9 protein-coding genes, 1 pseudogene and 2 riboswitches are annotated in these 10,634 nt (G+C 45.7%); of the genes and pseudogenes, 8 read left to right on the plus strand and 2 right to left on the minus strand.

Features of this window, described 5'->3' with window-relative positions; all coding sequences use genetic code 11:
• Both V5298_RS17865 and V5298_RS17870 read left to right on the plus strand, forming a co-directional pair.
• A partial coding sequence (locus V5298_RS17865; RefSeq protein WP_332932790.1) for an energy transducer TonB occupies positions 1-432 on the plus strand: 432 nt, incomplete at its 5' end.
• Between the two features lie 2 nt (positions 433-434).
• Positions 435-1,733 carry a tetratricopeptide repeat protein gene (locus V5298_RS17870; RefSeq protein ID WP_332932791.1) on the plus strand — a complete coding sequence of 433 codons (1,299 nt, stop codon included), beginning with the start codon at positions 435-437 and terminating at the stop codon, positions 1,731-1,733.
• 41 nt (positions 1,734-1,774) lie between these two features.
• Here V5298_RS17870 and V5298_RS17875 read toward each other — a convergent pair whose 3' ends face one another.
• Entirely contained in the window at positions 1,775-3,766 is a 1,992-nt protein-coding gene (locus V5298_RS17875; protein WP_332932792.1) for a GNAT family N-acetyltransferase, read from the minus strand.
• A gap of 66 nt (positions 3,767-3,832) precedes the next feature.
• Here V5298_RS17875 and V5298_RS17880 point away from each other — a divergent pair, with 66 nt between their 5' ends.
• Complete coding sequence (locus V5298_RS17880) at positions 3,833-4,243, plus strand: acyl-CoA thioesterase (protein WP_332932793.1); 411 nt, start codon at positions 3,833-3,835, stop codon at positions 4,241-4,243.
• Positions 4,244-4,275: 32 nt separating this feature from the next.
• Here V5298_RS17880 and V5298_RS17885 read toward each other — a convergent pair whose 3' ends face one another.
• Positions 4,276-6,060, minus strand: coding sequence for a helix-turn-helix domain-containing protein (locus tag V5298_RS17885; RefSeq protein WP_332932794.1), 1,785 nt, complete (start codon positions 6,058-6,060; stop codon positions 4,276-4,278).
• Positions 6,061-6,254: 194 nt separating this feature from the next.
• Positions 6,255-6,338: riboswitch (cyclic di-GMP riboswitch) on the plus strand.
• Positions 6,339-6,383: 45 nt separating this feature from the next.
• Here V5298_RS17885 and V5298_RS17890 point away from each other — a divergent pair.
• The 5 genes and pseudogenes from V5298_RS17890 to V5298_RS17910 all read left to right on the plus strand — a co-directional run.
• Positions 6,384-7,040 carry a PEP-CTERM sorting domain-containing protein gene (locus V5298_RS17890; RefSeq protein WP_332932795.1) on the plus strand — a complete coding sequence of 219 codons (657 nt, stop codon included), beginning with the start codon at positions 6,384-6,386 and terminating at the stop codon, positions 7,038-7,040.
• 136 nt (positions 7,041-7,176) lie between these two features.
• A riboswitch (TPP riboswitch) is annotated at positions 7,177-7,279 on the plus strand.
• 54 nt (positions 7,280-7,333) lie between these two features.
• A complete protein-coding gene (locus tag V5298_RS17895) occupies positions 7,334-9,388 on the plus strand; it encodes a TonB-dependent receptor (protein ID WP_332932796.1) in 2,055 nt (684 codons plus the stop codon).
• An 11-nt stretch (positions 9,389-9,399) separates the two neighbouring features.
• A complete protein-coding gene (locus V5298_RS17900) occupies positions 9,400-9,669 on the plus strand; it encodes a hypothetical protein (RefSeq protein WP_332932797.1) in 270 nt (89 codons plus the stop codon).
• On the plus strand, positions 9,662-10,279 hold the full coding sequence (gene pnuC, locus V5298_RS17905) for a nicotinamide riboside transporter PnuC (RefSeq protein WP_332932798.1): 618 nt from the start codon (positions 9,662-9,664) through the stop codon (positions 10,277-10,279). Before V5298_RS17900 ends, pnuC begins: the two co-directional genes overlap by 8 nt.
• Positions 10,257-10,634: pseudogene (locus tag V5298_RS17910) on the plus strand (hypothetical protein); the annotation flags it as partial. The gene pnuC and the pseudogene V5298_RS17910, both read left to right, overlap by 23 nt.

Consider the following 10,634-nt stretch of genomic DNA (forward strand, 5'->3'; position numbering starts at 1 on the left):
CCTCCGCCTCCGCCACCACCACAAGAGCCGCCTAAAGTTCAACCTGTTGAACCTGAAGCAGCTGAACCTAACACTGATGGTTTTAGTCTGGCAATTCCCCAGGTTGATACCGGCGGTGTAGGGGTAGATATCGGTGGCGTAGGCGCGATGCAGCGTGATGGGGATGCGACACCTATTGTACGTATCGATCCGAAATATCCACCTGATGCCGCCAGAGATGGCCGTGAAGGTTGGGTTAAATTGCAGTTCACCATTAACGAACAAGGCGGTGTAGAGGACATTACTGTTATTGATGCGGATCCAAAACGTATCTTTGACCGTGAAGCTCGTCGCGCACTAAGTAAGTGGAAATACAAGCCTAAGATCGTTGAAGGTAAAGCCGTTAAACAAGAAAACATGTTTGTTCAACTGGACTTTAAACTGGAGCAATGATTATGAAATTTCGTACATTTAAAATGTCCGCCGTTGCTTTAGTCATGGGTGTTGGTGCTGCAATGGCTGCACCAATGGCCTCAGCTCAAAGTCAGCCCGCGCAAGCGAAGCCTTCTGGTCCTGTAGTTTGTCCTGGTTATGTTAAGGGCAAGACGCAGCTGGTAGGTGAGCGTACGGGTAAAAAAGTTCAAGCAGCGTTTGAGGCATACAACGAAGATCGTCTGCAGGAAGCCATCGACATTCTTAAAGAAGTTGATCCTAGCGATGATTTTGACAAAGCCTATGTTAATCGCTTTTTAGGTAACCTGATTGCGTCTCAGGAAGGTAAAGGTAAAGAAGCATTCGGCTATCTTGAGCAAGCGGTAAATCCGAAAGTGCTTAATGATACCGAACACTCCCAAACACTTAAATTACTCGGTGATTTAAGTATGCAGGAGCAAAACTACGCTGAAGCTGTCAGTTATTATGACAAGTGGATGGCTTTTACCTGTAAAGAAGATGCGCAGGTTTATACCCGCAAAGCGCAAGCGCTTTACGAGCAAAAGAAATTTGACGAAGTGGTTCCAACTGCGGATAAAGCCATCGCGCTTAATAAGCAAGAAGGCAAGCCGGATAAGAACCCTTATTTGTTGAAACTGTCCGCTTTTTATGAGAATAAAAAGTTCCCTCAAACCGTTGCTGTAGCAGAAGAACTGGTTAATCTGTTTCCTGATAATCCTACTTATTGGATCCAGTTAGGTAGTTTCTACATGCTTATCGAACGCTTTGATAAGGCAGTGCAAACATTTGATATTGCTTATATGGCTGGCTTCTTAGAAAAAGATAGTCAAATTAAGCAATTAGCGTCACTGTATGCCAATGCGGGTAATCCGTATAAAGCCGCAGTTGTGCTCGAAAAGTACTTGAAAAGCGGTCTGTTGAAGAAAGAAGCTGACATGTACGCAAATGTCGCTAATTCTTTCCATCAGGCTAAAGAGTATAAAGATGCGGCACAATACTATGGTAAAGCAGCGCAAGTTGATTCGGATCCTGAATACTATCGTAAACAGGGTACGTTGTTGCTGGTAGCTGAAGATTACCGAGGTGCCATTACTGCATTGAATAAAGCGTTAGAACGTGGTGTTGATGATGAAGCTAAAATTCACTTTTCTTTAATGGAAGCGAACTTCTATCTCGGCAACTACAAGCAAGCGTATCAGCATGTTCAAATTGCAAAGAAAGACAAGTCTTTGCGTAGAAATGCCTCCGCTTGGGAACCTTATATTAAAGATAAGGCCAAAAACGCCGGCGTTAAAATTTAATAACGTCTAGATAATAAAAACCCCGCTTATGCGGGGTTTTTTTATGCTTTTCTTTGTCTAAGCCACTGCTGTAATTCGTCTTTAATCCAAGCCATTAATGCAGCCTTGCTTTTAAAGCGGTTACTGATTGCCAGATGGCTAACTGAGGCACCCTTGCCCAGTTGTGCCATTACGGCGCATAAGGGGGAATCTGGATAGTGCTGGGCTAACCAAATGGGGGTGCTGTAAAGTTGGGAAAGACTTCTCATGCCATTAGCGCACTGCATTAAGCGGGTGAAATGAATTTGTTCATGGCCAGCAATGTTTGTATTTTTTTGTTGTTCGGGTAATCCCCCATAGAGTTCATGGGCTTTCGGGGTAAAAGGGAGGCCCAATAATGAACTGGTTTTACCCGATGCTTTGTCCTGCTTTTTGCCTTCTTTAAGTACTTTAAACTGATGTTTCATCCAAAAAGCGAGAAGGGGGGGGGTGGTGCCAAAGGAAACGGTGAGGTGATCCGCACCTTCTGCCTGCGCAAGGTTGATGATATGTTCTACTAGCTTGCTTCCTAGCCCGTTATTTTGTTGTTCCGGGCGCACAGCAATACGATTAATGCGTTTGGTGACAAGGGTGGCAAAATCCCCTTTTGTTGACATTAATGCTAAGGATTGGGCTGTGAGGTGGCCTTTTACACGGCGTGCTCCTGATGCGATAGCCTCTTTGACTTCCCTTAATTTTTCGCCGCCTTCATCATCCACAATGGCTGCGGCAACAACCTGGTTTTGCTGTAAAAGGTAAAACAAGCCGTTGTTGGGGGAATCAATGATCCGCAAAATATCGTCTGGGGTAGTTTGATAATGTGCCTCTCGCAATAGATCCATTATTTGAAACAGATGGATTTCATCTATCGTACTGGCGTTCCCATGATGGTATGTCAGGGAGCCTTGGGAACATCCTTGGTCATCTTCAGTCTTTTTAGGTAAAAAGAGTAAGCGTTCTGCAATGGCTTCTAAAGGATCGCCGTCATACCACCTTATCGGCTGGGTCATCGTAATCGTGGGGATGTCATAGCCTTTAATCACCCGATAGCGAAATCCTTGTCCTGAACCTTCATAACCGTCTGTAGTGGAAAGCAACAGTGTAAAAGGTGCGTGATGAATCAGCTTAAGCGTTACTGGGATAGGTAGGGACGCGGCCTCTTCAATAAAAAGTACATCAATGTCATCATTAAAAAGTGCCGGATTGTCAAACGCATACCATGTGAGTAATGGATGGCCGTCTTTGGACTGGGGAGGCCTCACTGAATTCACAGTGGCCATTAGCGTATCAGCGGAATGTTTGGTATAGCTGGTTATGGCTACCTTCAAATTTTTATTTATGAAGTCGGCGGCGACTAAGCCTGCCAACGTTGATTTTCCCCGCCCGCGTTTGGCTAATAAGGCTATCGCCGGTGTTCCAGCTTGATAGTGTTTTATCAGCGTTTCATAGGCATTAAGTTGATCCGGTGTGGAAAAGGGGAGGCTGCTTTTGGGGCGCGGATTGGCAATTTTATGAGAAGGAAGGTAACCGCTTTGGTCAGTGACTATGCCACAGGCCTGCTGACTGACTAACGTACTTACAAAATTGCTGATAAAGGTGCTTTGGGTTAACGCATACCCATAGCTTAAGAAGTAAGGGCTTGTAACTGATGCATGGGTCGGCCAAGTTTCCAGTGAGGGACATAATACAACAAGGGTGCCTCCGGCTTTCACCGTTCCAGCGACAGCGGTAAAAATACTAGGACGAAACCCATCTAGGTAACTGAGAAAAACAATGTCATATTCACGGCCAAGGATCTCTTTGTATCGCGAGAAGTTGTAACTTACCGTTGTGGCTATATTGGTCTGTTCACCTAACCAGCAAGTGCTCAGGTGACTGGGTAAAGCGTCAACAAGGGATACCGCTTTTTCCAGCGCCCAGGCTTTTTCACCGGCAATAAATAGACTTTGTCGATGATAGGCACAATTTTGTCGCTGAAAAAGTGGTATGAGTAACCAATTTATCAATGTTTTCAAACTCATCCTTACTAGAAATTTGATATACTCTCGGTTTTCATTTTACGTTAGTTTACGAGGTTTTTAATGCGCTTTTTGTCTCGCCGTCTTGTTATGCCCAGTGATTTAAATTATGCCAACTCACTCTTTGGTGGTCGAGCCATGGAATGGATCGATGAAGAAGCTGCCATTTTTGTTACCTGCCAGTTAGAAACCAACTGTTTGGTCACAAAACACATTGGTGAAATCACCTTCGAATCTCCCGCTTTACAGGGTGATATCGTTGAATTTGGACTAGAAACCAAATCTGTGGGCATTACATCTATCACCGTATCTTGCCTGGTGCGCAATAAAGCCACAAAGAAAACCATTTGTCTGGCTGATGACATTGTGTTTGTTGCCCTGGATCCTAAAACACGTAAGCCTACACCTCATGGGAAAACCTTAGAAGGGTTAAAAACGCAAACAGAAAAAGAGATTCAGAACTTAAATTTGTAATCAACCTTAGGGTGAAAGTGGGCCGAGAAACCTTACGGGGCTGAGGTTTCCCATTTACTAATGACAACGGCAAGCCCCTTTGTCTGTTCTGCAGTTAATTCAACCTCAGATGCTAGGGTTAAGGGAGAGGCCTTTTTCATCAGTGTGGAAAAGGCAATGTTATGACAGAAGCGTATTTGTTCCGGCAAATTTTGTAGATCGGCGCTTGCCTCTGGGTTGCATAGCTTCCAAAGTTGTTGATTAATCGCGCTGTGAAAGCCCCACCTAAGTAGCATTAAAGACGTGGCTCCGTATAAACAAATACCGTAGTTCTCGTTAATGCGTTCAACAAAATCAGCAAAGGATTCGGATGCTTCCCAATTGGTCAGGGCACCATCGGCAAATAAACATTCATCGTGGAAGATAAGAAATAACGAAAGGGTTCCAAACAATAAAAGCTGCTTGATTTGTTCTCCCTCGTCTTCTGTTAATTTATTAAAACCAAACAGGGCGTTAAATAGCTCGCTACTTAATAACATGCTGTCGGTTAACTGACTTATTTGGGTAAACCGGCATTGGGATGTGAGCAGCTGCTGGGCGGCAAAAATAACCGCAAGATGGCGTATATTCCCCAGACCAAGATTCCGTCCAATGGCTTGCTCAAGGCTTTTAGGTGGCGTACCGTAAATCGCTCGGCTAGCCTTGCTCATAATGTGCGCCTGAAAAATAGGATCCCGTTCAATCAGCGATACCACCTTTGGCAGGGTCATTTCGTCTTCGTCCATGTTGAGCAAACGCTGAATAGAGTTGGGCAGAGGCGGTAAGTTTTCGACCACGCCGAGAAGGTTGCCATTACCTTTTTGAAAACGTAGTCGACTTCCTATTTGCCTTAGTTGACCGGCGCTAATACCCGTATGTTCTTTAAAACTGCGCTCAAAGGAGCGTCTGTCGGCAAACCCCAATTGGTCGGCTGCATCATCGGTTTTGACGCCACTTAGCAGTAAGTGACAGGATTGATCATGTATAAATTCTTTGAGTAATGCGCTAAAAGAAATGGATTCCTGGCGCAACTGACGGCGCAATGCCGATTCTGTCTGTCCAAGTTGGCTGGCAACCCATTCTGTACGGATCCGGGCAGGGCTGGCGGCCTGCTGAAACACCGCTTTTATTTGTTGCTTAAGTGGGACGTCATCTTTTTCCTCTAAGGTACTGCTCAACATTTTTTGTATCGATTGAGAATAGAAAAATGATGGATGGGTAAGCCATTTACTCTCAAAGGTAAGGGTGACCTGCTTTGAACTGGGTTTTATGGTCGCTTTGGTTAGTGACGCCAATAAGGGATCTTCATTATTCAAGGGCAGGCTAATGGACTGAAAATCAAATTTCCTACCGGCGAGGTGCCTAAAAAGAGCGAGCAGAAAATAGCAACGCATATCAGTGAGTATGGCGTGCTTACCAACGTTGAATACAAGGGATGTGGTGTCGTTGTCCCGAGTGATGGTTAGATCGGCAGCTGAACCCAGTAAGTGACGGTATTGTTTTCCCATTACGCACAAGGCGTCATCAATGTGCTTGCTGGCGGTGAGCAGTACCACAAGGTTGCTCATTTTATTAAAATCGAAATAACCAATTAAGGATCGGCTAAGTTGCTGACGATGATTTATCGGGCATAAGGCCTTAATGACGTTGGCTAATGTGTCTTCGGGCAGATTGCCAGACTCTAACGCCGCGACATTGTCGAGTATGGTGATGTCTCTATCATCGTTAATGCTGAGATCGCGGCGAAGACTTAATAAAGCACGTATGATAGCCGACCAGAATAATCCTTGATACTGCACATGTTCTCCTGTTTATCCACGTGAGTTCCATTCGCACTGTACGCATATAAGAAAAATGCGATTACAGGGCGCTATGTGTTCCTTGAATGGACAGATCTGTAGCAAAGAAAGCCCATAAGTGTCCTGTTAACCCAGATGCTCACATCTTATCATTTCCCCTGTAACGACAATCTTGAAAAACGTCACCTTCAAGAGAGCGTAAACGCCAAACCTGTCGTGAGGCAGGGACGGAAAGCCACGGATCTTAGCACCGCCATTAAGACCGCCGGGTTGCAGTGCATGTTGTTGATGATTGAAAGACAAACACTGCTCAAGGAACTCCTATGAAATTTAGCATGAAAGCTGCAACTTTGCTGGCTACATTCTGCGCATTTACCGCGCAAGCCGATATTATTAATACCTATGAGATTGATTTTGAAAATCAATCGCTAACGGCACACCAGCAAAGTGATGGTAATTATTACACTTGGAATAATGCTGGAAGTGTATTAAGTCTGCAAGAAAATGCGTGGTATACGCTGAATCTTGACGATGCCTTTGGTATTCAAAGCCTGGATTTGGACAACGCCAATAGCAGTTACCAATTGTCTTTTGAATTTCGTATGAAAGCTTCCAACGACGATCCTGCCGCCTACTCTGAAATTGCCGGTATTTGGCTGGCGGATTTTTCAGGCGGCGAGCAAAACTATGATGCCTCTCGCACCTTTGCATTAGCCGGTACACAAAATTTTGGTCTTGATGATTTCACTTACACCTCTGAACCTCAGTGGGCATCGTTTTCCATTACTTTAGATGACTACCTATCCGGCCTTATTACCGATATCGTTTTTATTAACGATTGCGATGCGTCAGCAGGTTGTAACGATATGACTGTTCGCTTTCGGAATGCCTCTATTTCAGAAGTTAGTGAACCTACCGCCATGTCACTCATACTTCTTGGAATAGGGTTTATGGGATGGCGCGCTAGACGCCAAAAATAGGGCTTTTTAGCCCACATTGCCCGCCACGTCACACTGCGGGCTTTTTTATCCTCCCTGCGGTAGTCTTCAACTTGACTCAATCATAAGAGTTGGTAGACTGCCGTGCGTTGTTATCAAACAAAGAGACGATAACAACAAATAGGCCAAGGGGTGCCGCGAAAAGCGGCTGAGATCCTAACATGGGAACCCTTTAACCTGATCCGGATAATGCCGGCGTAGGGATGGTAAATCTATAATTTAGCCTCAATACCTTCCGTAAAGCCGGATCTTTTTTACACGTAAAGAGATCCTAAATGAACACACGCATACTCACTCTCGCACTGTTGGCGTCTCCTGCATTTGCAGAAAGCCAAACAGATATTGAACATATCACTGTATCTGGTGATTTTCGCCAAACAACCCTTGCCCAACTGAGTGCTAGCGCATCGGTTATCGACGTTCAGCGTATAGATAGTCGGCAGACCAATCATATCGATGGCATGTTAAATGTTGCCCCGAATGTGAATTTTGCCACCGGCGCCTCAAGAGGACGATTTGTCCAAATCCGTGGTATTGGTGAACGCAGTCAATTTGCCGAACCCATCAATCCCTCGGTGAGCTTCCTGGTTGATGATTTTGATTTCTCTGGGCTGGCTGCCGCCGGCATACTGTTTGATATCCAGCAAGTTGAAATTTACCGGGGACCTCAAGCCACTATTTTCGGCACCGGTGCACTGGCCGGGGCCGTTAAACTTGTCAGCCAGCCTACAGGGGATAACACCGATAGCCACATATCTATGACGGCGGGGAACACATCCTTGTTCCGCGTTGAAGGGGCTCACGGAGGCATGCTCACCGACACCCTCGGCTACCGCGCTGCCGTTGTCCATAATAGCAGCGACGGCTTTATGGAGAATGACTACTTAGAGCGGGATGATACCAATGATATTAATGAAGATGCCTTCCATTTAGCCTTAAACTGGGACGCTTCTGAGGATACGGTGCTGGCGGTTAACTATCGGTGGTATGACATTGATAATGGTTATGATGCCTTTTCGTTGGATAACAACCGCCACACCTTGTCTGATGAGCCCGGTTTTGATCGCCAACTTACCCACGCAGTAAGTGGTCACTTATATCACCAAACGAGCGCTGGGCTTGTGGAAGTGATTTTAACCTACGCCAGTCATAATCTTGAGTACGGTTATGATGAAGATTGGACCTATACGGGCTTTCATCCCTTAGGTTATACCTCTTTTGATGGGTATTATCGCGGGGTGGATCAGCAAACTGCGGAACTAAGATTCACTTCCAGTGATAACCAACGCCTTTTTAATGATTCCACTGATTGGGTGGTGGGCGCGCGATATAGTCACAGTGAACAGGATTTATTGCGGGAATATACCTACAATGATGGCGATTTTATCAGCGAGTTTAAACCTACGACGACGGCAATCTATGGTCAACTGGATACCCATCTTAGCGACAACCTGATACTCACTAGTGGGTTGCGTGTAGAGAATTACGCTTACGATTATCAGGATAACGCCAGTGTCATTTTTGATGATGATGCCACCATGGTGGGCGGCAAATTATCCCTTTCTTATCAGTTCGGGGAGCGCTTCTTATACGCCAGTATTTCTCGGGGTTACAAGGGCGCCGGGATCAATTATGACGAGGACGTCAGTGAGTCTAGTCGCTTTTATGACGCCGAATATAACATCAATTATGAAATTGGCTTTAAAGGCCATGTCTTTACGCCAGATCTCATCGCACGGGCGGCAATTTTTTATATGGATCGGGAAAATACCCAGATTAGCGATTTTGATGTACAAACCCGTGAAGATGGTTCGGCCACCTTTGTGGATATTATTGCCAATGCCGATGTGGGCACGAACAAAGGCGCCGAGTTAGAACTGACGTGGCAGGTGAATGAGGTATGGACACTCAATGGTAGCCTAGGTTACTTAAACGCAACCTTTGAAGGTTATGAAACCGCTGACGGGAGTTGGGTTGAAAAGCAGCAGCAAGCACAAGCGCCGCGCTACACCGCAAACCTCTTTAGCGAATGGTGGATTACTGAACATTTGGTGTGGCAATTTGATATGGATTTTAAAGATGAGTACCGGTTCTCAGATGGTCATGATGTGACATCACCGGCAACCACTTTATTTAATACCGATGTGAGTTGGGTGGCAGGCGATTGGCGTACCTCATTGTGGGTGAAAAATATGTTCGACAAAACCTATTATACCCGAGGCTTTGGCGGATTCAGTAATGATCCAAGAGACGCGTATGCTTTTGATGAACCTTATTACCAACTTGGTGATGGTCGCCAGTTTGGGATAACAACCCGTTTTCAATTTTAAGGAGTCTTATTATGCAAGTGATGGTCGAACTTTCACTGTACCCGTTAGTTAATGCCTATATTCCGCCTATTGCGCAGTTTATTGAACGGTTAAACAGCTATCCAGCGCTGTCTGTGACAACCTGCTCCACCAGTACACAGGTCACCGGCGATTATGGCGAGGTGATGACCATACTGGGTAAAGAAATGCAACGTACACATGAAGAAGTGGGGCAGGCTATCTTTGTGGCGAAATTCTTAAATTTCGATGCTATGCAAGAGCGAAAAGCCAACGATGACTGAGATTCAGTCGTTTTGGAGCCAGATTACCGACACCAGTTTGGCTGAATGGTGTGCCGTTATTCTGGCTCTGGCTTATGTCTGGCTTGCTGCTAAGCAAAATCGTTGGTGCTGGCTGTGCGCCTTCATTAGTACTGCCATTTATACCTGGTTGTTTTGGCAGGTAACCCTTCCGTTTCAATCGGCGCTAAATCTGTACTATATGGTGATGGCAGGCTATGGCTACTATCAATGGAATAAACAATCCGATGCTGCAAACCATGTACAGTCGTGGCCGTGGTTTTTTCATCTATTGATTATTCCGGCTTCATTGTTGGTGGGCTGGGGCTTGTCGTTATGGGCAGAAGGCCAATTTAACAGTACGTATTTGCAGCTAGATGCCTGCATACAAGTGCTCAGTGTGGTAACCACCTTTATGGTGGCGCACAAGGTGCTGCAAAATTGGTTGTACTGGTGTGTGATCAACCTGGCCTCTTCGTATCTTTATGCCCAAAGCGGTTTAACCCTTTCCGCCTGCCTGTTTTTAGGTTATGTGGTATTTGCGGTTTATGGCTATATGACTTGGCTTAGACAATGGAGAGAACAGGATCATGGATCCTATGCTTATCATTGATGAGTTACGCTCACCGCTATCACTGTCTCGGTGGGCAAGGTGCGTCAATATTGGCGGCGGAGAGGTTAATCATGTTTTTAAGCTCACCGATGGCGAGCGGCAATTTGCGGTGAAATGGTTAGGCGACGATGATTTCACCGGCCTAGATAGACGGGAGCAATATCAACTGCAAAGCCAGTTGGCCAACCAGGGTATTGCGCCAGCGCCGTGTTTTTTGAACGAAGCGGAAACCCTGTGGGTGGAAAACTGGGTGGATGTGCCGGCAAAGCCCCAGTCTGCGGCGCCAAATTTGGCTGATTTATCCAATGGGCTCGCCCGTATTCACACGCTCAATATTAACGCCGCGCCATTAGGT

The sequence above is a fragment of the Alteromonas sp. 14N.309.X.WAT.G.H12 genome (assembly GCF_036697315.1).
In the GTDB taxonomy this organism is placed as follows: domain Bacteria; phylum Pseudomonadota; class Gammaproteobacteria; order Enterobacterales; family Alteromonadaceae; genus Alteromonas.

Coding starts and splice junctions, on each gene's coding strand:
- V5298_RS17870 (WP_332932791.1), top strand. CDS start 435: ATGAAATTTCGTACATTTAAAATGTCCGCCGTTGCTTTAGTCATGGGT.
- V5298_RS17880 (WP_332932793.1), top strand. CDS start 3,833: ATGCGCTTTTTGTCTCGCCGTCTTGTTATGCCCAGTGATTTAAATTAT.
- V5298_RS17890 (WP_332932795.1), top strand. CDS start 6,384: ATGAAATTTAGCATGAAAGCTGCAACTTTGCTGGCTACATTCTGCGCA.
- V5298_RS17895 (WP_332932796.1), top strand. CDS start 7,334: ATGAACACACGCATACTCACTCTCGCACTGTTGGCGTCTCCTGCATTT.
- V5298_RS17900 (WP_332932797.1), top strand. CDS start 9,400: ATGCAAGTGATGGTCGAACTTTCACTGTACCCGTTAGTTAATGCCTAT.
- pnuC (WP_332932798.1), top strand. CDS start 9,662: ATGACTGAGATTCAGTCGTTTTGGAGCCAGATTACCGACACCAGTTTG.